General features: G+C 60.0%; 21 protein-coding genes. 16 read left to right on the forward strand and 5 right to left on the reverse strand.

Annotated features, from left to right (window positions below):
- Positions 1-147: 147 nt before the first annotated feature.
- Together AADW57_RS08015 and AADW57_RS08020 are read right to left on the reverse strand one after the other, a co-directional pair.
- A complete protein-coding gene (locus AADW57_RS08015; RefSeq protein WP_341669525.1) occupies positions 148-954 on the reverse strand; it encodes a BPSS1780 family membrane protein in 807 nt (268 codons plus the stop codon).
- A 15-nt stretch (positions 955-969) separates the two neighbouring features.
- Positions 970-1,941 carry a homoserine kinase gene (locus AADW57_RS08020; protein ID WP_341669526.1) on the reverse strand — a complete coding sequence of 324 codons (972 nt, stop codon included), beginning with the start codon at positions 1,939-1,941 and terminating at the stop codon, positions 970-972.
- A 212-nt stretch (positions 1,942-2,153) separates the two neighbouring features.
- Here AADW57_RS08020 and dusA point away from each other — a divergent pair, with 212 nt between their 5' ends.
- Positions 2,154-3,152 (forward strand): tRNA dihydrouridine(20/20a) synthase DusA, encoded by a 999-nt coding sequence (gene dusA / locus AADW57_RS08025; protein ID WP_341669527.1) that lies wholly within the window; start codon positions 2,154-2,156, stop codon positions 3,150-3,152.
- Between the two features lie 9 nt (positions 3,153-3,161).
- On the opposite strand, the gene AADW57_RS08030 is transcribed toward dusA, so the two are convergent.
- Together AADW57_RS08030 and AADW57_RS08035 are read right to left on the reverse strand one after the other, a co-directional pair.
- Positions 3,162-3,626, reverse strand: a complete 465-nt coding sequence (locus tag AADW57_RS08030; protein ID WP_341669528.1) for a CBS domain-containing protein — start codon at positions 3,624-3,626, stop codon at positions 3,162-3,164.
- Positions 3,610-4,956, reverse strand: a complete 1,347-nt coding sequence (locus tag AADW57_RS08035; RefSeq protein ID WP_341669529.1) for a YihY family inner membrane protein — start codon at positions 4,954-4,956, stop codon at positions 3,610-3,612. The genes AADW57_RS08030 and AADW57_RS08035 overlap by 17 nt, the downstream gene beginning before the upstream one ends.
- Positions 4,957-5,013: 57 nt before the next feature.
- Here AADW57_RS08035 and AADW57_RS08040 point away from each other — a divergent pair, with 57 nt between their 5' ends.
- The 14 genes from AADW57_RS08040 to AADW57_RS08105 all read left to right on the forward strand — a co-directional run bounded on the left by AADW57_RS08040 (position 5,014) and on the right by AADW57_RS08105 (position 20,390).
- Positions 5,014-5,409, forward strand: a complete 396-nt coding sequence (locus AADW57_RS08040) for a DUF2069 domain-containing protein (protein WP_341669530.1) — start codon at positions 5,014-5,016, stop codon at positions 5,407-5,409.
- 9 nt (positions 5,410-5,418) lie between these two features.
- The gene (locus tag AADW57_RS08045) at positions 5,419-6,882 is read left to right on the forward strand and encodes a protein adenylyltransferase SelO (RefSeq protein ID WP_341669531.1); all 1,464 of its coding nucleotides are present in this window, start codon (positions 5,419-5,421) and stop codon (positions 6,880-6,882) included.
- Positions 6,883-6,994: 112 nt separating this feature from the next.
- Entirely contained in the window at positions 6,995-8,062 is a 1,068-nt protein-coding gene (aroC, locus tag AADW57_RS08050) for a chorismate synthase (RefSeq protein WP_341669532.1), read from the forward strand.
- A 60-nt stretch (positions 8,063-8,122) separates the two neighbouring features.
- A complete protein-coding gene (locus AADW57_RS08055) occupies positions 8,123-8,947 on the forward strand; it encodes a M48 family metallopeptidase (RefSeq protein WP_341669533.1) in 825 nt (274 codons plus the stop codon).
- A gap of 678 nt (positions 8,948-9,625) precedes the next feature.
- Positions 9,626-11,029 (forward strand): 3-isopropylmalate dehydratase large subunit, encoded by a 1,404-nt coding sequence (gene leuC, locus AADW57_RS08060; protein ID WP_341669534.1) that lies wholly within the window; start codon positions 9,626-9,628, stop codon positions 11,027-11,029.
- 12 nt (positions 11,030-11,041) lie between these two features.
- On the forward strand, positions 11,042-11,692 hold the full coding sequence (gene leuD / locus AADW57_RS08065) for a 3-isopropylmalate dehydratase small subunit (RefSeq protein ID WP_341669535.1): 651 nt from the start codon (positions 11,042-11,044) through the stop codon (positions 11,690-11,692).
- Between the two features lie 81 nt (positions 11,693-11,773).
- A complete protein-coding gene (gene leuB / locus AADW57_RS08070; RefSeq protein WP_341669536.1) occupies positions 11,774-12,850 on the forward strand; it encodes a 3-isopropylmalate dehydrogenase in 1,077 nt (358 codons plus the stop codon).
- 44 nt (positions 12,851-12,894) lie between these two features.
- Entirely contained in the window at positions 12,895-14,019 is a 1,125-nt protein-coding gene (gene asd / locus AADW57_RS08075) for an aspartate-semialdehyde dehydrogenase (protein WP_341669537.1), read from the forward strand.
- 2 nt (positions 14,020-14,021) lie between these two features.
- Entirely contained in the window at positions 14,022-15,446 is a 1,425-nt protein-coding gene (locus AADW57_RS08080) for a type IV pilus assembly protein FimV (protein ID WP_341669538.1), read from the forward strand.
- A 10-nt stretch (positions 15,447-15,456) separates the two neighbouring features.
- Complete coding sequence (gene truA / locus AADW57_RS08085; protein WP_341669539.1) at positions 15,457-16,299, forward strand: tRNA pseudouridine(38-40) synthase TruA; 843 nt, start codon at positions 15,457-15,459, stop codon at positions 16,297-16,299.
- A gap of 162 nt (positions 16,300-16,461) precedes the next feature.
- A complete protein-coding gene (locus tag AADW57_RS08090) occupies positions 16,462-17,082 on the forward strand; it encodes a TRAP transporter small permease subunit (RefSeq protein WP_341669540.1) in 621 nt (206 codons plus the stop codon).
- Positions 17,083-17,084: 2 nt separating this feature from the next.
- Entirely contained in the window at positions 17,085-18,755 is a 1,671-nt protein-coding gene (locus tag AADW57_RS08095) for a TRAP transporter large permease (RefSeq protein WP_341669541.1), read from the forward strand.
- A 61-nt stretch (positions 18,756-18,816) separates the two neighbouring features.
- Positions 18,817-19,476 carry a phosphoribosylanthranilate isomerase gene (locus AADW57_RS08100; RefSeq protein ID WP_341669673.1) on the forward strand — a complete coding sequence of 220 codons (660 nt, stop codon included), beginning with the start codon at positions 18,817-18,819 and terminating at the stop codon, positions 19,474-19,476.
- Positions 19,477-19,574: 98 nt separating this feature from the next.
- Positions 19,575-20,390 (forward strand): TlpA family protein disulfide reductase, encoded by an 816-nt coding sequence (locus tag AADW57_RS08105; RefSeq protein WP_341669542.1) that lies wholly within the window; start codon positions 19,575-19,577, stop codon positions 20,388-20,390.
- Between the two features lie 939 nt (positions 20,391-21,329).
- Here AADW57_RS08105 and AADW57_RS08110 read toward each other — a convergent pair.
- On the reverse strand, positions 21,330-22,334 hold the full coding sequence (locus tag AADW57_RS08110; protein ID WP_341669543.1) for a bile acid:sodium symporter family protein: 1,005 nt from the start codon (positions 22,332-22,334) through the stop codon (positions 21,330-21,332).
- Between the two features lie 76 nt (positions 22,335-22,410).
- On the opposite strand from AADW57_RS08110, the gene AADW57_RS08115 reads away from it, so the two are divergent.
- Positions 22,411-23,238 (forward strand): AraC family transcriptional regulator, encoded by an 828-nt coding sequence (locus tag AADW57_RS08115; protein WP_341669544.1) that lies wholly within the window; start codon positions 22,411-22,413, stop codon positions 23,236-23,238.
- Positions 23,239-23,250 lie beyond the last annotated feature (12 nt).

Below are 23,250 nucleotides of genomic sequence, written 5' to 3' on the forward strand. Positions count from 1 at the left end.
CCGGGTGCCTGCCGCCCGTTGGTACGGATGCAGGCAGGCATATTCGGTGCTGGAGCTGCCTGTGGGGTATTTGGCCTGCGTCCAAGATGGCAGTTTCTTGCAGCAAACCTTGCAGCAAGCCTTGCGGCACTTGCGGCAAGGCGCTGCTTATAGCTGGGTGCCGTTGCCGGAAAAACCCTGGCCCGAGCGGGGGGCGGAGTCACCGAATACGCTGCGATAGGCCGGATAAAAACTGGCATACAGCACGGCGGCAATCGCCAGGTTAAGCGGCGTCAGCACCACCGTGATGACACTGGCTCCCAGGCCTGCGCCCATCATCAGTTGGCCCAGGGTTTGGATGCCGTAAAACGCGGCGGCCCAGCATAGACCGTAGAGCAGGAAAGCGGCTTTGTTGCGCCAGCAGGCGATCATGGAAAAGAACAGGGCTTGTTTAATCGGCACGGCATGCCAGCCCACCAGAGCGGGCGCATGCCAGAATAGCGCGGACAGGCCGATGTAAATTACAAAGAAAGCCAGCATGGGTTTGCGCAGTACCGCCATGACTTCTTCGGGGTTGATGGACTGGGCGTCGCCGTTCATGACAGTAGATAATTCCGGCACGAACGGTGCCGTGGCCAGAAAACCGGCGGCCAGACAGGCCAGCAGGTAGATCAGGCCCAGCAGCAGCAGGCGCTTGCGCACGGCAGCGGGTTTGACCGGTTCCAGCCACATGCCCAGACGCATGATCTGTGCAGCGTCAATGCGCCGGCAGGCGTTTTGCACGATGAAGGTCATGGACGGCACCAGAACGATCAGCAGCATCTGGCCCAGCACGGGAAACAGCATGCTCAGATTGATCAGAATGGAAGTGGCCAGACTCCAGAAGAACAGGGCGGCGGGCTGCAGCTTGAACAGCCGAATGCCCTCCTGAATCCAGTACCAGCCATAAAGAAAGGGAAGCTTGGCAGCCTGCATGGTGGTGCTCCGTGATCAGCGCGGCAGGGCGGGGACGCCGTGATCCCGGCGCTGGCGCAGTACGCGTTCGAAATGACGCGGATCGTGCGGTTTGAGGGTCTGTGCGGGACGCGGCAGGTAAAAATCGTACAAGCGCGATACCCAGAAACGCAGTGCGGCCGCCTGAATCAGGCGTGGCCAGGCCTGGTGCTCGGCATCGGTGAAGGGACGCACTTGTGCATAGGCGTGCAGCCAGGCCTGGGCTTTGTCCTGATCCAGAGCACCGGTCAAGCGGTCTATGCACCAGTCGTTCACGCCCACGGCGACATCAAATAACCAGGTATCGCAGCCGGCAAAGTAAAAGTCGATGATACCGCCCATTTGCGGCGCGTCCGATGTGCCCGCGAACAGGACATTGTCGCGGAACAGATCGCAGTGGGCCGGGCCTTTGGGAAGGCTGCGGTAGCAGTCTGTGGCCGCGAAGTCGGTTTGCTCCTGCAATACGGCTTGAATCAGTTGTGCCTGGTCGGCATCCAGAAACGGTAGCACATGCGGGACGGTGGCCTGCCACCATGCCAGCCCGCGTAGGTTGGGTTGTTGCAGCGGGAAGTCCTGCGCGGCCAGATGGGCGCGGGCCTGGGTGGCGGCGGTTTGGCGGCAATGCTCGACGGTAGGCTCGGGCTCGTACCCGCCGCGCAGGCGGGTCACGATCGAGCAGGGCTTGCCGTGCATAACCCCGATCCGCTTGCCGTCGCGACGCGTCATGGGCTCGGGTACCGGCACCCCCTTGGCCGCCAGATGGTGCATCAATTCGATATAAAAAGGCAGTTGTTCCAGCGTCAGCACTTCAAACAGGGTCAGGACATATTCGCCCTGCGTGGTGCTCAGGAAGTAATTGGTGTTTTCTATGCCGGCGGTAATGCCGCGCAGGGAGACCAGTTCTCCGATGGTGTAGTGGTCCAGCAGTGCGCGGGCATCTTGTTCGCTGACAGAGGTAAAAACAGCCATGCTTGATTCTGAGTCCTGTGGGAAATGGTGGCATCGTCAGGCGACGCGCGGCAATGGTCAAACGGCAGATTTTAGACCAGTGCGCTGCCTTTTTGGGGTCTTGTGTCGATTTGACGCCTGTTGTGGCGTTTCCCGGGCGGCGCGGCACGAGTAAAATAGAACTTTCGTTTTATGTGCCTGGCGCTTTGGCACGGGCCGCTGATCACTATTTTATGACTATACCGCTCTTGCCTGACGGCCAGATGTGGCGCCTGAGCGTAGCGCCCATGATCGATGTGACCGACAGGCACAGCCGTTTTTTCCATCGCCTGCTGGCACCCCGGGCCTTGCTGTACACCGAAATGATCACCACCGGTGCTTTGCTGCACGGCGATCAGGCCCGTCATCTGGATTTCGATGCGGCCGAGCATCCGGTTGCCCTGCAACTGGGCGGCAGCGACCCGCAGGCCCTGGCCGCCAGCGCCCGGTTGGGCGAACAATGGGGTTACGATGAAATCAATCTGAACTGCGGCTGCCCGTCCGAGCGCGTCCAGAAAGGGGCGTTCGGTGCCTGCCTGATGGCCGAGCCGCATCTGGTGGCCGACTGCGTCAAGGCCATGCAAGATGCCGTGGCGGTGCCGGTCACGGTCAAACACAGGCTGGGGCTGGATTACAGCGAATCCTACGACTTTGTGCGTGATTTCGTGGGCATTCTTTTCCAGGCCGGCTGTCGAGTGTTTACCGTGCATGCGCGCAATGCCGTGCTCAAGGGCCTGTCGCCCAAAGACAACCGGGAAATTCCGCCGCTGCGCTACGACGTCGCCGCCAGCCTGAAGGCCGACTTTCCGGATGCTCTGTTCGTGCTCAATGGCGGCATTGCTCAGGCCGAGCAGGCAGTGGCGCTGGAGCAGCAGTTCGACGGCGTCATGCTCGGTCGCGCCGCCTGGCATACGCCTGCCGTGCTGACGGATATCCATCGGCGCCTCTGGGAAAGCGATGTGCTTTTGGATGACGATGCCGTTATCGATCACATGCAGGCCTACGCGGCTGGCCAGGTGCAGGCCGGCGTGCCGCTGCGTATTGTGCTCAAGAGCCTGCTGGGCTGGCCGCACGGCAAAAAGGGCGCGCGCCAGTGGCGTCGCACCCTGACCGATCCGGTTTTGTTGTCGCAAAACGATGCAGGCCTGCTTGCGCAGGCCTGGCAGGAACTCAAGCGTCAGAACGACGCGTAAAGCATGTGTTTATGGATTGGCTTCGGGCGACTCGGAGTCCGTTGGCCAGTCGCGGATGTAGGCCTTGAGCATCTTGTTCTCGAACTGCTGGGCATGCACGATGGCGCGCGCCATGTCGTAGAAGGAAATGACGCCCATCAGCACGGGGCCGTCCATGACGGGCATGTAGCGTGCGTGATTGTCCAGCATCAGGCGCTGTACCTCGTCGGCGCTGGTGTTGGGCGTGACGCTGACCGGGGCGTCGTCCATGATGCTGCGCACGGTAAAGCCCGAGGCCTTGGAACCGTGGGCATGCCAATGGCGGATGATCTCGCGAAAGGTCAACATGCCGACCAGTTGGCCGTGTTCCATGATGACCAGTGAGCCTATGTCCAGCTCGCTCATGCTTTGCACGGCTTTTTCCACGGTCATGTCGGGGGTGCCGGTATAAAGCGTGTCGCCTTTGACACGCAGGATTTCACTGACTTTTAGCATGCTGGGTCTCCTGGCGGATATCGGGATTCTGTGAGTGTGATGGCGCTGTCAGAATACCGTCGGGCGATTCAAACAGAGTTTCCAGATTGGACATTCGCTGGTCGAAAAAGTGGGATAAATGGTTCAATACATATTCTAGCGGACCCTCGTGGGCATGGGAGCGGTCCAGTAAAAATGTCGTGACCAGACTGTTCAGGCCGACCTGCCGCAGATCACCGCTCAAAACCCAGACTTCGTCGTTGTTTTGCTGGGTATCGGCGATCAGACCCATTTCCTTCAGTTTACAGGCCACGGCACTGAGCTCGTCCGGGTCGCGCTCCAGTCGCAGGCTGATCTGGCCCAGGCTCAGGCCGGGTTGGGGGTCCAGGCGGTTTAGCCACAGATGGTACAGAATATTGACCGCATCGGTAAACGCAATACCGGGCACGTCCAGCTTGATCCAGTTGCGTCGTCGCCAGTCGGGCAGGATGGCCACCAGCGAGGCTCCCAGCAGCACGATCAGCCAGGATATATATATCCAAAGCAGGAAGATGGGCAGGGTGGCAAAGGCACCGTAAATAATGGTGTACGTGGGAAAGCGCGTCAGGTAGAAGGCAAAACCGGCCTTCATGATTTCCAGCAAAGCGGCGGTCAGCAGGCCACCGGTCAGCGCATCGCGCCACAACACACGCCGGTTGGGCACGTAGACGAACAAGGCAGTCAGCCCCAGCGCGCTGAACAGAAACGGAACATAGGACAAAACAAAGGTCAGCAGGCCGGACAGATCGCCGATATAGCCCAGGGACTCGCGCGCCAGCACGGCGCTGGCCCACAGGCTGGCCCCGGTCAGAATGGGGCCCAACGAAATAATGGCCCAGTAGACTAGCAGGCGCTGGCCTAGCGGGCGCCGGATATGTACCTGAAAAATGTCGTTGAAAGTCTCATCAATCGTCATGATGAGCAAGATGGATGTCACGATCAGGAACAAGCTGCCTACGGCCGTCAGCCCCGATGCCTTGGCGGCAAACTGGTTCAGGTACAGCATGACATTTTCCGACACGACCGAGGGCATCAGATTGCGCGTCAGAAAACCTTCCAAGGCTTTCTCGAACTCTTGAAACAGCGGGAAGGCGGTGAACAGGGCCAATACCACCGTCAGCATGGGCACCAGCGCAAGAATGGTGGTGTAGGTCAGGCTGGAGGCCACTTTCATCAGGTCTTTTTCGGCCACCCGCTTGATGATGAAGCGCACAATGTCCAGCAGGTGGGTCAGGCCTTTGCGGGGGGCGGCGGATGGGGGGGCGTCGCTGCGCAAGACAGGGATCATGCGTCGTTCCTCGTCGTTCTTCATGGGTGTTTCGTGCGCCGGGCGCTGCATTTTCTATAGGGTTCAGGTGATAATAACAGTATGCATGCACCATTAAACCCTGTACTACATCGCGTGGCCGCCGCAGCGCTGGTCGCTCTTATCGTTCTCTGCCTGGCTTGGGAGCTGCATTTTGCGCCCCTTAAACCAGGCGGCTCCTGGATGGCCCTGAAAGTGGTGCCTTTGGTGTTGCCGCTGCGCGGCGTGTTCAAGGGCAATCTGTATACCTTGCAGTGGACCTCCATGATGATTCTGCTGTATTTTGCCGAGGGCATCATGCGCGCCTGGTCCGATCCGGTGCCTAATGTGTTGCCTTGGGCCTTGGGTGAGATCGCGCTGACCATGGTTTTCTATTTCTGCGCCATCTTCTATCTGTGGCCGGCCAAGAAGGCCGCCAAGCAGCGCGCCAAAGCCCAGAAAGCGGGCAAGGCAGTTTAAGGAGCGTTCATGTCCAGTTTGTTTGACGGCCTGGCTGTTCGCCATACTTTCGCGGACCTGCCCAGCGTCTTTTATACTGCCGTGTCGCCGCAGCCGCTGGCCAATGCGCGCCTGCTGCATGTCAACACGGATCTGGCTGTGCAATTGGGGCTGAGCCCGACGCGTCTGCATGAAAGCGATTTTCTGAACGTAGTAGCCGGTCAGCAGCCATTGCCGGGCGGACGCACCGTGGCGGCGGTGTACAGCGGTCACCAGTTCGGTGTCTGGGCAGGGCAGTTGGGCGATGGTCGGGCCCATTTGCTCGGCCAGATCGACACCGCTGATGGGCCTCAGGAATTGCAGCTCAAAGGGTCGGGCAAGACGCCGTATTCGCGCATGGGCGATGGTCGCGCCGTGCTGCGTTCGAGCGTGCGCGAATATCTGGCCAGTCAGGCCATGGTCGGGCTGGGGATCGCCACCAGCCGCGCCTTGGCGCTGGTCACATCCGATACGCCGGTCTATCGGGAAACGGTGGAAACCGGTGCCATCGTTACGCGGGTTGCGCCCAGCTTTGTGCGTTTCGGCTCTTTCGAGCATTGGGCCCATGATCCCGAGCGCTTGCGCACTTTGTTGGATTACGTGCTGCGCGAGTTCTACCCGGCCTTGCATCAGCAAGCGGGCACCGAGCAGGAGCGCGTGTGCCGTTTTCTGGCCGAAGTCACCCGGCGCAGCGCGCAAATGGTAGCTGACTGGCAGACGGTGGGTTTTTGCCACGGAGTCATGAATACCGACAATATGTCCATTCTGGGCCTGACCATCGATTATGGCCCCTATGGGTTTATGGATCGCTTCCAGCTCGATCATGTCTGCAATCACAGCGATACCCAGGGACGTTACGCCTGGAACCGTCAACCGTCTGTGGTGCACTGGAACTTATATCGTCTTGCCAGCGCCTTGATGGGGCTGGATCTGGATGCCCAGGCGCTGCAAGAGACGCTGCAGACATTTGAGCGTCATTTTCTGGCGCGTTACTACGCCAATTTGCAGGCCAAGCTGGGTCTGCGCACCTGGACCGAGGCGGACGCCGCGCTGGTCGATGACTGGTGGCGCTTGCTCCATGACAGTGGCGCGGACTTTACCCTTTCGTTCCGGGCATTGGCTCATGCACCGGCCATACCCGAGGCGTTTCTGGAGCTGTTCGGGCATAGCGAAGCCGCTCGGGATTGGCTGCAGAACTATCGTCAGCGTCTGGCTATGGACGGTTCGGACACGCCGCAGCGCATCGTGGACATGAATCGCGTTAATCCCTTGTACGTGTTGCGCAATTATCTGGCCGAGCAGGCCATACAGGCTGCCGCACAGGGCGATGCATCGGAAATTGACACTTTGATGCGTTTGTTGAGCGACCCTTATACCGAACGGCCCGGTTACCAGGCCTATGCGGCTGTGCCGCCGGATTGGGGCTGCAGGCTGGAAGTCAGTTGCTCGTCCTGATCGCCTGGACAAATGCCCGGCCAGGCAGGCAGGGTCTGCTCAGCAGGGCGAACAATGCCATAATCCTGTCTGTCCGTTTTCTTTTTCGCACTTTTTCGCAACGAATCCACGTATGTCCGGCAACACACTAGGTAAAAGCTTCTGCGTCACCAACTATGGTGAATCTCACGGACCGGCCATTGGCGCGGTCATCGATGGCTGTCCCCCTGGGCTGGAATTGTCCGAACAGGATATTCAGATCGAGCTGGATCGACGTCGTCCCGGGACTTCGCGCCACGTTACGCAGCGCCGCGAACCCGATCAGGTCGAGATTCTGTCGGGCATTTACGAAGGCCGCACTACGGGCACGCCCATCAGCCTGCTGATTCGCAACACGGATGCGCGCAGCAAAGATTATGGCAATTTGCTCGATACCTTTCGCCCCGGCCATGCCGACTATGCCTATTGGAAAAAATTTGACAACCGCGACCCGCGTGGCGGTGGCCGTTCGTCGGCGCGCCTGACCGCGCCTACCGTGGCGGCAGGGGCGATTGCCAAGAAATGGCTGGCTCAGCATTTCGGCATTCTGATTCGTGGCTACATGAGCCAACTCGGCCCTTTGCATATTCCCTTCAAGAGCTGGGACAGCGTGGGGCAAAACCCGTTTTACGCGCCCGACCCCGAGATGGTGCCGCAGCTGGAGTCCTATATGGACGAGCTGCGCAAAGAAGGCGACTCCATCGGTGCCCGTATTGAAGTGGTGGCCGAGGGCGTGCCGGCGGGCTGGGGCGAACCTATATACGACCGGCTGGATGCAGACATTGCCCATGCCATGATGGGACTGAATGCCGTCAAGGGCGTGTCCATCGGTGCCGGTTTCGAGAGCATTGTGCAAAAAGGCTCGGAGCATGGCGATGCTATTTACCCGGACGGCTTTCAGACCAATCATGCCGGTGGCGTGTTGGGGGGGATTTCCTCAGGGCAGGCGATCACCGTGTCCTTGGCGATCAAGCCTACGTCCAGTATCCGTGCCATGCGTCCGTCGGTCACCCGCAGCGGCCAGGCAGTAGAGGTTCAGACTCTGGGCCGCCACGATCCGTGCGTGGGTATTCGGGCCACGCCGATTGCCGAGGCCTTGTTGGCGATTGTTTTGATGGATCATTGCCTGCGCCATCAGGCGCAGTGCTCGATCAGGACCTGATCCGCACGCCAGATACCGTCTCGTGTCTGTCGCTGCGTCAGCTTTTTGGTGGAGTCGATCATGAAACGTACTGTCTTAGGCAAACGATTGGCAGCCGGTGCGCTGGCCGTAGCCCTGGCTGGCTGCGCCGCGGTCCAGACCACATCCAGCGGGCAGGTGGGTGTGGAGCGCAAGCAATACATGTCCGGTCTGGTGTCCGAAGCGCAGCTCAATCAGGCGGCGGCGCAAAATTATGCCCAGGTGTTAGGACAGGCGCGCGCGCAGAAGGCGCTGGACAGGGACGCAGCCCAGACCCGGCGGGTGCGCGCCATCGCGCAGCGGCTGATCGGCCAGGTCGGTGTTTTTCGGCCCGATGCCGCCGGCTGGAATTGGGAAGTGCATGTCATCAGCCAGGACGAGGTCAATGCCTGGTGCATGCCGGGGGGCAAGATCGCCGTCTATACGGGGTTGATCCAGCGCATCCGGCCTTCGGATGCTGAGTTGGCTGCCATTATTGGCCACGAGATGGCGCATGCGCTGCGCGAACATTCGCGTGAACAGGTGTCGCAGAAAATGGCAACGTCTTTCGGTTTGTCCGTGTTGTCCGCCGTGACCGGGATGCGCGAGGTCAACGATCTGGGCAGTTCGCTCAGCCAAGTCATGTTCGAGCTGCCCAACAGCCGCACGCACGAGAGCGAAGCTGATCTGATCGGAGTGGAGCTGGCTGCGCGCGCCGGGTACGATCCGCGTGCCGCGATCACCTTGTGGCAGAAAATGGCGGCGTTGGAGCAAGGCAGCGCCCAGCCCGAATTTTTGTCCACCCACCCATCGTCCTCGACCCGCATTGCCGATCTGCAGGCCATTTCCCAGCGTGTCATGCCTTTGTACGAGCAGGCACGGCGGTAGAGCGATTGTCTGGTGTTTGACGCTGTCTTGCGTGTGAGCGGTGCAACGGTGCTCTTGGCGAAGTGCTGCAAACTCTCTATGCCAGCCGCTCCCTGCGGGTTTCAGCGTCGCCTGGGCTGACGGTTTGCCGGTGCTGCGCACCGGTGCCCTTGTCAAGCAGGCGGGCCGGGCGGGTCGTGAACTCGGAGCGCGGTTCGTCCGTAGGACGAACCGCAGGCACGCTCCTCGAACAGCACGACCCTTGCTTCCCGGCCCGCCTGCTTGCCAGCGGCAAACCGCCTGACCCGCCCCGCCGACGCTGAAACCCGCAGGGAGCGGCCACATGGTTGCGCCGTGTTTCAATGTCTTGATGGCCTTGTTTACTTCTGCATGTCTCTTTGCTCATTCGGAATCGCTTCGACAACAGATGGAACCGTTTGAAAGGCAAAGACCTTGTGCGGGCGGGGCAGAGAACGTGTCGAAGGCGGCAGGCTGCGCAGGAAGGCGGGGGTGCGTTCTGTGTGACAGTGGCTTGTTGGCCGCGCAGCCCTTTCTATGCATTCTAATCCAGACGGGTAGTTTCAATACTAGGATAACAGCTGGTCTTGTCCCAGTTACTGAGCCTGTCATAATGGTGCTCATCACAGCAATCAGCCCGGTTCAACCGGGTTTTTGTTCCAACCGGATCTCGAGAGCGCCATGGCCAAGACCTTATACGATAAGTTGTTCGACGAGCACGTCGTGCATCAGGAAACAGACGGCACCTGTCTGATCTATATCGACCGTCATCTGCTGCACGAAGTGACCAGCCCCCAAGCGTTTGAAGGTCTGTCTCTGGCAGGCCGCAAGCCTTGGCGCATCAGCGCCAATCTGGCCGTGGCCGATCACAATGTGCCCACCACCTCGCGCCAAAACGGCATCCAAGATCCGATTTCGCGCTTGCAGGTTGATACGCTGGACGCCAATTGCGAACAGTTCGGCATTACCGAATTTCGCATGAACGATGTGCGGCAGGGTATTGTGCACATTGTCGGTCCAGAGCAAGGCGCAACCTTGCCGGGCATGACGGTGGTCTGTGGCGATTCCCACACCAGCACGCACGGTGCGGTAGGGGCGCTGGCCTTTGGTATCGGCACCTCGGAAGTGGAACACACGCTGGCCACCCAGACCTTGCTCATGAAGAAAAGCAAGAGCATGCTGGTGCAAGTGGATGGCACGCTGCCATTCGGCTGTACCGCCAAGGATTTGATTCTGTACGTGATCGGTCAGATCGGCACGGCAGGCGGTACAGGCTATGCCATCGAGTTTGGTGGTTCGGCCATCCGCGCCCTGAGCATGGAAGGGCGCATGACCATTTGCAACATGGCTATCGAAGCCGGCGCACGTTCGGGCATGGTGGCGGTGGACGAACAAACCATACAGTATTTCCGTGGGCGTCCTTACGCACCCAAAGGGGCTTTGTGGGATCAAGCCGTGGAATACTGGAAGACTTTGCATTCGGACGAAGGCGCGCAATTTGATCGCGTCATCCGCATCGACGCCGGCCAGATCATGCCGCAACTGACTTGGGGCACCTCGCCCGAGATGGTCTTGCCCGTGGACAGCCGTGTCCCCGATCCGGACAAAGAAAAAGATGACGTCAAGCGCAGCGGCATGGAGCGCGCACTGGAGTACATGGGCCTGACCCCCAATACGCCCCTGACTGATATCCGCATCGACCGTGTCTTCATTGGTTCCTGTACCAATGCCCGTATCGAAGACCTGCGCGCGGCTGCGGCCGTGGCGCGTGGCCGCAAAGTGGCGTCCAACGTCAAGCAGGCCATGATTGTGCCGGGCTCAGGGCTGGTTAAGCGCCAGGCCGAGCAAGAGGGGCTGGACAAGATATTTCTGGCTGCTGGTTTTGAGTGGCGCGAACCGGGCTGTTCCATGTGCCTGGCCATGAACGCTGACCGCCTGGAGCCGGGCGAGCGCTGTGCGTCGACTTCCAACCGCAACTTTGAAGGCCGTCAGGGCCAGGGCGGGCGCACCCATCTGGTCAGCCCTGCCATGGCAGCGGCGGCGGCGATTGCCGGCCATTTCGTTGACGTACGCTCGTTCAATTAAGGAGACCTCGCCATGCAAGCTTTCACCACCCATCAAGGCCTGGTCGCTCCACTGGACCGGGAAAACGTCGATACCGACTTGATTATCCCCAAGCAGTTTCTGAAGTCCATCAAGCGCAGCGGCTTTGGCCCTAACCTGTTCGACGAGCTGCGCTACCTGGATCATGGCGAACCGGGTATGGACAACAGCAAGCGCCCGCTCAATCCTGATTTTGTGCTGAATCAGGATCGCTACCAGGGTGCCTCTATTTTGCTGGCCCGTCAGAATTTCGGTTGCGGTTCCAGCCGCGAACATGCGCCCTGGGCGTTGATGCAGTATGGTTTTCGCGCCATTATCGCGCCGTCCTTTGCGGATATCTTTTTTAACAACAGCTTCAAGAACGGCTTGCTGCCTATTGTGCTCAACGAGCTGGATGTGGCCCGACTGTTTGACGAGGTCAAGGCTTTTCCAGGCTACCAACTGCGCATCGACCTGGAGCAGCAGCGGGTGATCACCCCCGAAGGTCGGGAGCTGCCTTTTACGATAGACGCGTTTCGCAAGCACTGCCTGCTTAACGGGCTGGACGAAATCGGCCTGACTTTGCAGAAAGCCGACATTATCCGCGAATATGAAACCCAGCGTCTGGCGCGCCACCCTTGGCTGATCGGCAACCCGTCCGCCTGATTTCGCACATGCGCAAGGCGCTCCGTCTGCCAGACAGGAGCGCTTTTTTCCGACTCTACGACTTTTAGGCCTGAATTGAACATGACGTACAAAATTGCAGTATTGCCCGGCGACGGCATTGGCCCCGAAATTACCGAACAGGCCCAGCGTGTGCTGGCTGCGGTAGGTATGGATCTGGACATGACGGTTGCACCCGTGGGCGGTGCCGCCTATGACCTGCACGGCCACCCCTTGCCCCCCGAGACGCTGAAACTGGCGCAGGAGTCCGACGCCGTGTTGTTCGGTGCCGTGGGCGACTGGAAATACGATGCGCTCGAGCGCCATCTGCGTCCCGAACAGGCTATTTTGGGCCTGCGCCGTGCGATGGGTTTGTTTGCCAATTTGCGTCCGGCCATTTTGTATCCGCAATTGGCCAATGCGTCCTCGCTCAAGCCCGAGATCGTCTCCGGCCTGGACATTCTGATTGTGCGCGAGTTGACCGGCGACATTTACTTTGGTCAGCCGCGTGGTGTGCGCACGGTGCAAGAAGGCGCATTTGCCGGCGAGCGCCAAGGCTTTGACACCATGCACTATGCCGAAAGCGAAGTGCGCCGCATCGCTCATGTGGGCTTTCAGGCCGCACAAAAGCGCAACAAGCGTCTGTGCAGCGTGGACAAGTCCAATGTGCTGGAGACGTCGCAGTTCTGGCGCGACATCATGATCGATGTGGCTCGCGAATATCCGGATGTCGCCTTGAGCCATATGTACGTGGACAATGCGGCCATGCAATTGGTGCGCGCGCCAAAAGAATTTGACGTGATTGTCACAGGCAACCTGTTTGGCGATATCCTATCGGATGAGGCCGCCATGCTGACCGGCTCGATCGGCATGCTGCCATCGGCATCGCTGAATGCGTCCCAGCAAGGCTTGTACGAACCCAGTCACGGTTCGGCCCCTGATATTGCCGGCCAGAACAAGGCCAATCCATTGGCCACGATTCTGTCGGCCGCCATGCTGCTGCGTTACTCGCTCAATGCCGACGAACAGGCCAGACGCATCGAGGCGGCGGTGTCCGCCGTGCTGGAGCAGGGGCTGCGCACGGGCGACATCTACGAAGCCGGTTGTGAGCGGGTATCGACCAGCGCCATGGGCGACGCCGTGCTCGGGGCCTTAAAATAGTATTCTTATAGTTTTTACATTATCGATATCCAGGTGGTTTTACTATGACTCAAGCGGTAGGTTTGGTCGGCTGGCGCGGTATGGTGGGCTCTGTGCTCATGCAGCGTATGCGCGACGAAGGTGATTTCTCCCTTTTTCAGCCGGTGTTCTTCTCGACCAGCAATGCTGGCGGCGCAGCCCCTTCGTGGGCTGACGGCGCTGGCCCTTTGCAGGACGCGCACGATATTGAAGCCCTGAAAAAGCTGCCCATTATCGTGACCGCCCAGGGCGGAGATTACACCAGCCAGATCTACCCCAAACTGCGCGCTGCCGGCTGGGACGGCCTGTGGATCGACGCGGCCAGCACGCTGCGCATGGACGATAACTCCGTGATTGTGCTGGACCCCATCAACCGCGACGTTATCGACGCCGCCTTGGCCAAGGGCGGCAAGCAGTTCATCGGCGGCAACTGCACGGTCAGTTGCATGCTGATGGGCCTGGGCGGGCTGTTCAAGCACGATCTGGTCGACTGGATGACCTCCATGACCTATCAGGCCGCCTCGGGCGGCGGTGCCCAGCACATGCGCGAACTGTTGACTCAGTTCGGCCTGCTGAACCAGTCCGTGGGCAGCCTGCTGGCTGATCCGGCATCCGCTATTTTGGATATCGACCGGGGCGTCTTGCAGACACAGAAAGACCCCAGCCTGCCGCAGAAAAATTTCGGTGTGCCGCTGGGCGGCAGCCTGATTCCCTGGATCGACTCCGATCTGGGCAATGGCATGACGCGCGAAGAATGGAAAGGCGGCGTGGAAACCAACAAGATCCTGGGCCGCAACACCCAGGATAAGCAGATTCCTATCGACGGCCTGTGCGTGCGTATCGGTGCCATGCGCTGCCACAGCCAGGCGCTGACCATCAAACTGACCCGCGATGTGCCTTTGGACGAGATCAACGATATCATCGCCCAGGGTTCACAATGGGCCAAAGTCGTGCCTAACGAGCGCCAGGCCACCATTCAGGACCTGACGCCAGTGGCGGTGACCGGCACGCTGGACATTCCCGTCGGCCGCATGCGCAAACTGAATATGGGACCGGAATACCTGAGCGCCTTTACCGTGGGCGACCAATTGCTGTGGGGTGCGGCCGAACCGCTGCGCCGCATGCTGCGCATCGCATTGGGCGAACTTTAATCATGGCAGACAGCCGGCGGTCTTTGTCCTTGATCGGTGCAGCCTTGTTGGCGGCGGGCCTGTTGGTCAGCGCCACTGCGCAGGCACTCGAGATCGGCCACAGTCGCCTGCTGTCGCGCGTGGACCAGCCTTTTCGGCTGGATGTGGGCGTGCGCAGCATTAGCCCTGCCGAAAGCATGTCTTTGCAGGTTGTGCCGGCACCGCTGGCCGCCTGGCAGGCGGCAGGGCTGCAGCCGCCGGTGGACCTGGCTTCGTTGCGCGTGCGGCTCGAGCGTGATGCTCAGGGGCAGGTGCGGCGCATCCGTCTGTCATCGGATCAGCCTTTTTCGGGGCGGGTAGCCGATGTATTGCTGCAGATCCGCAGCGACAGCGGTCAATCCGTCCATCAAGTCAGCGTATTGGCACCCGCGCCGGTGCGTGTGCAGGCACCGGTGCAACAGATCCGACGCTCTGCGCCTGTGTCGGTGGTGATTCCCGCCGCGCCACAGACAAAGGCGGATGCCCACAGCAGTGTGCAGCGTGTCCCTCAAGGCAGCATTCAAGTCCAGTCCGGCGATACCATGCATGCGCTGGCGCGCCGTTATGCGGTGGATGGGGTCACGGCCTATCAGTGGATGCTGGCCATGCAGCGCAGCAATCCCGAGGCCTTTATCGGCCACAATCTGCATCGCCTCAAGGCGGGGCAGTCTTTGCAGGTGCCCGGGCGGGACTTTATGCTGTCGCTGGACGATGCACAGGCGCGCCGCCTGTATGCGGATCAGGCCCGGGCCTTGCGGCTGGGCGGCAAAGTCAGCATGGGGCGCGCCGATCCGGCGCAAGGGGCCGTGCAGGCCAGTGTAAGCGGGGCTGGCGCAGCCGACGCCGCGCAAGATCGCTTGCGTCTGTCCGCAAGCCAGGCCGGGGCGGATCAACGTCAGGCAGTTCAGCAGCAATTGCGCGAGACGGGCGACCGTGTTTCGCAACTCGAAGAAAACGTTTCTACTCTCAGCCGCGCCTTGCAATCGCAAGGGGAGGCGGCCAAGGATCTGGTCCTGGATTCCGTGGGCGAATTGGGTCTGGCCGATACAGGCCGGCCGTCGTCGGCCCCGGACCGGAACGCGTCGGTCGGGCCGCCATCGGCCGCCCAGTCACCGACCGACGCAGGCCCCGCTTCGCCGGGACCTGAGCAGGGCAAGATGGCCCAAGCAGTTAACAAGGCAAAGAATACCGTGTCCTGGATACAAGAAAATATGCTGGCCGTCATGGCCATTGTCCTGGCCCTGATCGTTTTGATCGTGACCTGGGTGCTCAAGCGCGCCAATTCCGCCAATCAGGATATTGACGACTCTCCGGCACCGGTCAGCGAGGCCATGGTTCGCGAGAAGCTCGAAAAAATCAATCTGGACCTGGATCAGCCGCCTTCGGACGAGCCTCCCGTCCGTCAGTAAGGCGCGACGGATGACTCGTATCGCATTAGGTGTCTGCTATGACGGGACACCGTGGCTGGGCTGGCAAAGCCAGCCGGACGGGCGCACCGTTCAGGATGTGCTGGAACAGGCGCTCAGTCGCTTTGCCGCGCACCCGGTTCAGACTATCTGCGCCGGTCGCACGGATACCGGCGTACATGCGCTGAACCAGACCGTGCATCTGGACACCACGGCTGCGCGCAGCTTGGAATCCTGGGTGCGCGGTCTGAATGCTTTGCTGCCGGCATCGGTCGCCGTGCAGTGGGCTCGTGAAGTGCCCGACGATTTTCATGCCCGGTTTTCGGCGCAGCAGCGACATTATGTTTATTTGGTGCGCCAGAGCCGGGTGCGTTCACCCTTGATGCAGGGCAGGGCGGCCTGGGTGTACCGGACTCTGGAGCTGGCTCCCATGCAAGAGGCGGCACGCCAGTTGCTGGGTGAGCACGACTTCAGTGCCTTTCGCTCGTCGCAATGCCAGGCAGCCAGCCCGGTGCGCCGCATGAGCCGGGTGCAGATTGAGCAGCAGGGCGACTACTTTCTGTTCAGTTTCAGTGCCAATGCTTTTTTGCATCACATGATACGCAATCTGATGGGGGCGCTGATCTACATTGGCCAGGGGCGTCAGCCCGCGTCCTGGATAGCTCAGTTGCTGGCTCGGCGGGATCGCCGCCTGTCGGCACCGACCTTTGATGCCAGCGGCCTGTATCTGGCCGGGGTGGATTATCCACCTGTGTTTGATTTGCCGCCGGCCGATCCGTATGGTCAATTGAGTGATTTGACTGGTCTTCGATTCGGTCAAGAAGGATGGCAGGCGGCGATGGCGGCTGTTTTCTAAAGGGTTATTCCTTGGTTTTACACCCATTCGGCTTTGCTTCAATCGTATAAAATGTGAAGCCTTTTCTTTTTCTGATCCATTCAATTTACTTTTTTTGGGCCGACTAACTTCCGGTGCCAGCCACAAGCGATTCCGGAAGGCGACCATATCCTGAGCAAGGCCATGCAATTTTTATTACGTCTATCTAGTTTTATCGATCGCCTTAACACGGTGGTCGGCAAATCGGTGACCTGGCTGACCCTGGTCGTGGTGCTTGTCAGTGCCATCAATGCCGTGGTGCGCAAGGTGTTCGGCGTCAGCTCGAATGCCTGGCTGGAGCTGCAGTGGTATCTCTTTGGTGCCATTTTTCTGTTGGCTGCCGGTTACACCTTTTTTGTCAATGAACATGTGCGGGTCGATGCCCTGGCCGAACGCTTTTCGGAGCGTTTGCAAGTCTGGATCGATATCATCGGCGTCATTTTCTTTTTATTGCCGGCCGGCTTGCTGATTTTCTGGCTGTCCATTCCCTTTTTTCAGCAATCCTACGATCTGCACGAATTGTCCTCGAATACGGGCGGTCTGATCCGCTGGCCGGTCAAACTATTGATTCCCGTTGGATTCGCGTTGCTGTGCCTGGCCGGTGTCTCCCACCTGATCAAGTGCATCGGTTTTCTGCGCGGTGCCTGCCCCAATCCTCTTAAAGGACCGGGTGGCCCTAGCGCGCAAGAGCAGCTTGCCCAGGAGATCCGCCAAATGGCGCAAGCCCGCCAGCACACCGCCACACCTGTTTCAAAAGGCCAGTAAGCATGGAATTCTTAGTTGATAATCTGGCTCCGATCATGTTTTTCAACTTGATCGCGTTTTTGCTGCTGGGTTTTCCGGTGGCCTTTACCCTGGCCGCCATCGGTATTTTGTATGGTCTGGTGGCCATCGAGCTGGGCCTGATGCAGCCGGCTTTGTTCCAGGCTTTGCCGCAACGCGTGTTCGGCATCGTGGAGAACGACACCTTGTTGGCCGTGCCGTTCTTTACGCTCATGGGGCTGATTCTGGAACGCTCGGGCATGGCCGAAGATCTGCTGGACACCATAGGCCAACTGTTCGGGCCGCTGCGTGGCGGCCTGGCGATTGCGGTGGTGCTGGTCGGTGCCATGCTGGCAGCCACCACAGGCGTGGTGTCGGCCTCGGTCATTTCCATGGGGCTGATTTCCCTGCCCATCATGCTGCGCTATGGCTATGACCGGCGTCTGGCTACCGGGGTCATTGCGGCGTCGGGCACCTTGTCGCAGATCATCCCGCCGTCCATCGTGCTGATCATCCTGGCCGATCAGTTGGGGCGTTCGATCGGCGATATGTACCGTGGGGCCATGCTGCCCGGCTTGCTGTTGGTAGCGGCCTACATCAGCTATATCGTGATCATGTCCTACATCAAGCCCAAATCGGCACCGGCATTGCCGCCCGAGGCGCGCGTTTATGTGGAGCCTAACGGCAGTCGCGGTCTGACCTCGCTGGTGTTGTTGAGCATTCTAGCCACGGCCGTGGCCTATTTTGGGTCGCAGCACTACTTTGCCACCCATCCCAATATTCCGCTGGACGAGCATATTGTTGTCTTGCTGTTGCTCTGGGGCATTACAGCCTGGATTATTGCGCTGGCCAATAAACTGCTTAAATTGAATTTGCTCTCGCGCATTGCTGAACGTGTCGTGTTCGTCATGGTGCCGCCGCTGTTTCTGATTTTCCTGGTGCTGGGTACCATCTTCATTGGCGTGGCGACGCCGACCGAGGGCGGGGCAATGGGCGCGGTGGGGGCCATCATCATGGCCGTCTCGCGTGGCCGCCTTAGCTGGAAGCTGTTGCGCCAGGCGATGGAATCGACTACGCGCCTGTCGTGTTTCGTGGTCTTTATTCTGGTCGGCTCCACAGTGTTCAGCTTGAGTTTCCGTGGCATCAACGGTGATCTGTGGGTTGAGCATCTCTTGATCGATATGCCCGGTGGCCAGTGGGGTTTTCTGATCGTGGTCAGCGTGCTGACCTTTCTGCTGGCGTTCTTCCTGGACTTTTTCGAGTTGGCCTTTATCATCGTGCCTTTGCTGGGGCCGATTGCCGACAAGATGGGTATCGATCTGATCTGGTTCGGCGTGTTGCTGGCGGTCAATATGCAGACGTCCTTCATGCATCCGCCCTTTGGCTTTGCGCTGTTTTTCCTGCGCTCGGTCGCGCCCAAGGAGGACTACGTGGACAAGGTCACCGGCCAGTCGGTGCGGCGCGTGTCGACCACGGATATCTATTGGGGTTCGGTTCCCTTTATCATTATCCAATTGCTGATGGTGGCGGCGGTTCTGGTGTTTCCTGGCATGGTGACCCACTATAAGCATGGCGAAGTCCTGCTGGACGAATCCAAGATTCAGTTCGGCACCGAATCCACTTATGGTTCGGATAGTTATGGTTACGGACAGGACCCGGCCGCCGGCTTCCAGTAACAGGTAGGCGATATATCCACGGGGGCGCGCAGCCCCCGTTTTTTATTCAGGAGCAGTCATGATGCCAGCCCGCACCCGGGTCAAGATTTGCGGATTCACCCGGGAACAGGACATCGATGCCGCAGTGCGCTTGGGAGCTGATGCACTGGGTTTTGTGTTTTACCCCAAGAGTCCACGCATGCTGTCGACCGACCAGGCGGCGCGGCTGCGCCGACGCATACCGGCTTTTGTGCAGTCGGTTGCCTTGTTCGTAAATGCGGACCCGGACTTTGTGCGCGACATACTGGCGCACGTCCACCCCGATCTGTTGCAGTTTCATGGCGAAGAAAGCCCCGAGCAGTGCCGGATCTACGCTCATCCTTATATGAAGGCATTCCGGGTGGGTGCACCCGGATTGGACAGCGTGCAGGGGCTGTATCAGGCCTGCCTTCAATACAGTGATGCCCGGGCCTGGCTGATGGATGGTTACCACGATGCCTATGGGGGAACAGGCACAGCGTTTGATGCGCAGCTTATTCTGGGTCTGCAGCAGCGTCTGGAACAGTGTCCCGAACTGCCGCCGCTGATTCTGGCCGGCGGCATGCGCATTGACAATGTGGCACAGCGTGTCGGTTTGCATCGCCCCTATGCGGTTGATGTCAGCAGTGGGGTGGAGGATGCTCCCGGTCTGAAAAACGCCGACAAGATGGCGCAGTTCATGGCCGCGTTGACCGCCGGCTAACGTCCGGGGAATCTTTCAGGTCTGAAGCTGTCCATTCTGCTAGGCTGCGTTTCCATCGGGCGGAGCCGGTTTCTCTGTTTCCGTCAGGACGTGTGTTCATGCAAAGTATTCAGCTCGGCCCCTTTACCTTCGCCACTTCATTGTTTGCATTCATGCTGGCCGCTCTGGCGGGCTTGCTGGTTGCCGCATGGCTGGATCGACGGCGCGCAACGCGGGCGGAATCGGCCTTGTGGCGCGGCCTGTTGCTTGGGGCGCTGGCCGGGCGGGCGGGTTTTGTCTTTGAGCAATGGGCGTTTTACCGGGATGCGCCCCTGAGTTGGTTGGATTTGCGCGATGGTGGCTTGATGCTGCCGGCTGCGGCGGTCGCTGCCATGCTGTATTGGCTGTGGCGTCTGTTGCGCGAAAAAGCCTTGCTGCCCGGGCTGTCTGGTGGTTTGACGGCGGGCGTAGCCGCCTTCGCTCTGGTCATGGTGTGGGCCGGCAAGGCGCAGTCCTCGCAGCCCCAGGTACTGCCGGACGTTGCCTTGCAGGCCTTATCGGTGCCGCAGGCAGCCCCGCAGGGGCTGGATGCCTATCAAGGCAAGCTGACGGTGGTCAATCTGTGGGCCAGTTGGTGTCCACCGTGCCGGCGCGAGATGCCGGCCTTCCAGCAGGTGCAGTCCAGCCGAGACGACGTGCATATTGTGTTTGCTAATCAAGGCGAATCAGCTGCTGTGGTTCAGCACTATCTGAACAAGGAAAGCCTGGAGCTGGGCAATATGTGGTTGGACCCGCAGATGCAACTGGGGCAGGCCGTACGTAGCCGGGGCCTGCCAACAACCTTGTTTCTGGATCAGCAAGGCCGCCTGGTGGATGTGCGTGCCGGTGAATTGTCCGCCGCTACTCTGAATGACCGGATCGACCGCTTGAAATAAGCGCTGCCCTTGCTGCCGCCATCAACCATGCCACCCGGAGGCGGCATGTCAGGCTGCTGACAAACCCCGCTGTTACCCCCGTGTTTGTTTACTCAGCCCAAACACATGTTCGGACCGTCGGGCGAACACATCCCTATGTCGTGTGCTGTCGTTGAGCGAAGCAGAAACGACATCGAAGAAGGTGAGTTCGGTGGCCCTGATTCGGTGGGCTGGGGCCTTCGCCCGCGCTGCGCGCTGGTTCCCTTGCCGGCTGGCCGGGACAGGCGCCCCGTTAACTCGCCGCGTGGTTCGTGCCGAACCACAAGCGCGCGTCTCAAACAGAACGGGGCTTGCCCCCTGTCCCGGCCAGCCGTCGGCGGCGAATGCCCTGACTCGCCCGCCGAATCAGGGCCACCGAACTCACCCTGGCAACGTGATGGTTTCAGGCCCACGGCCCATAAACCAACCCTACCAGGCGGGAGCTCTCTCGGTCGCCCCTAGTCTTGCTATCCGTGAATCTCCCATAGACCAAGGGTTGAAATCTATGCCATCAGGGCTTCGAGCCGCTCAAGGCGCACGCTGAACGGGGCAGGCGGGTCAGATGGCTTGCCGCAGGCGGGGCGCGAGGACGGGAGGCACGTGTCGTGCTGTTTGACGGCGGCGCTTGTTGCTTGTCCGGCGGACAAGCGACCCGCCGGAGTTCACGACGCGCCCGGCCCCGCGAACCGACTAGGGCACCGGCGCGCAGCGCCGGCAAGCCGTCAGCCTGCCCCGTTCAGCGTGCGTCTTGAGCGGCGTCTATAGAAAACCGGTTCGGCAATGAACATCGGCAGCCGAACGGAATGCAAAAAAAAGCCAGCCCACATTCAAGGGCTGGCAAGAGGATTTTACGCAAGGGTTTATCTGCTGGCTAACCATGCCGCCCGCAGGCGGCATGGTTGATGGCGGAGCAGGACGCAATCAGGCTTTTTGCAGCGCGCCTTGCACATCCTCCTGGCGGGGACGGCGGGCATAGTGATTGGCGATCAAGGCGCAGGCCATCAGCTGTATTTGATGGAACAGCATAATTGGCAGCAAGGCCGGGCCTATGGCCGCGCCACTGAACAGCACTTGCGCCATCGGCACGCCCGTGGCCAGGCTTTTCTTGGAGCCGCAAAAGACAATGGTGATCTCGTCTTCTTTGTTAAAGCCCAGGCGGCGTGACATCCAGGTCGTCAGTGTCAGCACAATGGCCAGTAACACCACGCAAACCACGGTCAGGATCAGCAAAGACATGGGGGGCACAGCCTTCCACAAACCACCGATGACCGAGGCGCTGAAGGCCGTGTAGACCACCAGCAGAATCGAGGACTGATCCACACTGCGCAGCCAGGCGCGGTTGCGGTCCATCCAGGCTCCGATCAAGGGGCGCATCAGATGCCCGACCACAAAGGGCAGCAGCAATTGCAGGCTGATCTTTTTGATGGCATCCAGTGTGGATGCCGCCGAGCCGCCTTCGGCATCCAGCAATAATTTAAGCAGCACAGGGGTCAGCACAATGCCGATCAGGCTGGAGGCCGAAGCGCTGCACACGGCGGCGGGAATATTGCCGCGCGCAATCGAGGTGAAAGCAATGGCCGATTGCACCGTGCCGGGCAGAGCACACAGATACAGTATGCCCACGAACAGCGGCATGCCCAGCAGCGGCAGCAGCACCGGCTTCAGGGCCAGGCCCAGCAGCGGGAACATGATGAAGGTGCAGGCAAAGACCAACAGATGCAGCCGCCAATGGGTGGCGCCGGCAATAATGGCCTGGCGCGATAGCTTGGCACCGTGCATGAAAAACAGCAGGGCGATAGCTAGGCCAGTGACCAGTTCAAAGATCTGGGCACCTTGGCCGTAGGCGGGAAACAGCGTGGCCAGGGCGATCACACCGATCAGGATCAGGGTGAAATTATCGAAAAGCAGGCGTAGGCGTGACAACATGGCGTTCAGGACTCATTGCGAAAAGAGACGGGTCACTGTACCGTAGACAATTATGGGTGTTTATCGTTAAGCGGATATGGATTGTCGACAAACGGACATTACGCGCCATCTGGACCTGATTCCGGAGCGTTTGCAGCAGTTGCGTTACTTGCCCAGGCCCTTGTACGGACAGGAGCGCGCCTTGCCCAATCAGGCCATCTCCCGCCCACATCGCCATCCCTGGGTGCAGTTTTCCTATGCCTTGACCGGGGTGATTGAAGTACGTACCGCAGCAGGGCGTTTTGTGGCACCGCCGCAGCAGGCCGTGTGGGTGCCGGCCGGCGTGGAGCATGGTGTGCGCTGCTCGCCCGATGCACAGATCCGCAGCTTGTACATCGATGTTCAGGCTTTGCCGCAGCGTTACGAGCAGTGCCGGGTCGTGGCGGTTGATCGGCTGTTGCGCGAATTGATACGCGCGTTCAGCGCCTTGCCGGTTCTATACGATCAACAGGGCGAACAGGGCAGGTTGGTGCAGGTGCTGCTGGATCGCTTGCTGGCCGCACCGGAGAGCGGCTTGATTCTGCCCTGGCCCAGCGATACGCGTTTGCAGGTGCTGTGTCAGCAACTGCAGGCCCAGCCCGCTGCCGATTGGACTTTGCAGACGCTGGCCGAGCAGCAGGGCGTTTCGGAAAAGACACTGAGCCGCCTGTTTCGTCGGGAAACCGGCCTGACCTTCAGAATCTGGCGGCAGCGCCTGCGCATCATGAGTGCCTTGCCTTTGCTTGAACGCCAGCAACGGGTCACCGATGTGGCGTTGGCCTGTGGCTACGACAGCATGTCGGCATTCGTGGCGGCGTTTCGCGAACTGATGGGCCAAACGCCGGGTGAGTTTTTCCGCTTGCCCGCCGAGCAGATCGAAACCTAACAGGCGCGTACG

It is taken from the genome of Alcaligenes sp. SDU_A2 (assembly GCF_038237375.1).
In the GTDB taxonomy this organism is placed as follows: Bacteria; Pseudomonadota; Gammaproteobacteria; order Burkholderiales; family Burkholderiaceae_B; genus Alcaligenes.

What these genes read in the sequence shown, in the direction of transcription:
- AADW57_RS08095 (WP_341669541.1), top strand. Translation starts at nt 17,085, where the DNA reads ATGGAATTCTTAGTTGATAATCTGGCTCCGATCATGTTTTTCAACTTG.
- leuC (WP_341669534.1), top strand. Translation starts at nt 9,626, where the DNA reads ATGGCCAAGACCTTATACGATAAGTTGTTCGACGAGCACGTCGTGCAT.
- asd (WP_341669537.1), top strand. Translation starts at nt 12,895, where the DNA reads ATGACTCAAGCGGTAGGTTTGGTCGGCTGGCGCGGTATGGTGGGCTCT.
- AADW57_RS08015 (WP_341669525.1), bottom strand. Translation starts at nt 954, where the DNA reads ATGCAGGCTGCCAAGCTTCCCTTTCTTTATGGCTGGTACTGGATTCAG.
- leuB (WP_341669536.1), top strand. Translation starts at nt 11,774, where the DNA reads ATGACGTACAAAATTGCAGTATTGCCCGGCGACGGCATTGGCCCCGAA.
- aroC (WP_341669532.1), top strand. Translation starts at nt 6,995, where the DNA reads ATGTCCGGCAACACACTAGGTAAAAGCTTCTGCGTCACCAACTATGGT.
- AADW57_RS08045 (WP_341669531.1), top strand. Translation starts at nt 5,419, where the DNA reads ATGTCCAGTTTGTTTGACGGCCTGGCTGTTCGCCATACTTTCGCGGAC.
- truA (WP_341669539.1), top strand. Translation starts at nt 15,457, where the DNA reads ATGACTCGTATCGCATTAGGTGTCTGCTATGACGGGACACCGTGGCTG.
- AADW57_RS08040 (WP_341669530.1), top strand. Translation starts at nt 5,014, where the DNA reads ATGCATGCACCATTAAACCCTGTACTACATCGCGTGGCCGCCGCAGCG.
- AADW57_RS08090 (WP_341669540.1), top strand. Translation starts at nt 16,462, where the DNA reads ATGCAATTTTTATTACGTCTATCTAGTTTTATCGATCGCCTTAACACG.
- AADW57_RS08035 (WP_341669529.1), bottom strand. Translation starts at nt 4,956, where the DNA reads ATGAAGAACGACGAGGAACGACGCATGATCCCTGTCTTGCGCAGCGAC.
- leuD (WP_341669535.1), top strand. Translation starts at nt 11,042, where the DNA reads ATGCAAGCTTTCACCACCCATCAAGGCCTGGTCGCTCCACTGGACCGG.
- dusA (WP_341669527.1), top strand. Translation starts at nt 2,154, where the DNA reads ATGACTATACCGCTCTTGCCTGACGGCCAGATGTGGCGCCTGAGCGTA.
- AADW57_RS08100 (WP_341669673.1), top strand. Translation starts at nt 18,817, where the DNA reads ATGCCAGCCCGCACCCGGGTCAAGATTTGCGGATTCACCCGGGAACAG.
- AADW57_RS08080 (WP_341669538.1), top strand. Translation starts at nt 14,022, where the DNA reads ATGGCAGACAGCCGGCGGTCTTTGTCCTTGATCGGTGCAGCCTTGTTG.
- AADW57_RS08030 (WP_341669528.1), bottom strand. Translation starts at nt 3,626, where the DNA reads ATGCTAAAAGTCAGTGAAATCCTGCGTGTCAAAGGCGACACGCTTTAT.
- AADW57_RS08115 (WP_341669544.1), top strand. Translation starts at nt 22,411, where the DNA reads ATGGATTGTCGACAAACGGACATTACGCGCCATCTGGACCTGATTCCG.
- AADW57_RS08055 (WP_341669533.1), top strand. Translation starts at nt 8,123, where the DNA reads ATGAAACGTACTGTCTTAGGCAAACGATTGGCAGCCGGTGCGCTGGCC.
- AADW57_RS08105 (WP_341669542.1), top strand. Translation starts at nt 19,575, where the DNA reads ATGCAAAGTATTCAGCTCGGCCCCTTTACCTTCGCCACTTCATTGTTT.
- AADW57_RS08110 (WP_341669543.1), bottom strand. Translation starts at nt 22,334, where the DNA reads ATGTTGTCACGCCTACGCCTGCTTTTCGATAATTTCACCCTGATCCTG.
- AADW57_RS08020 (WP_341669526.1), bottom strand. Translation starts at nt 1,941, where the DNA reads ATGGCTGTTTTTACCTCTGTCAGCGAACAAGATGCCCGCGCACTGCTG.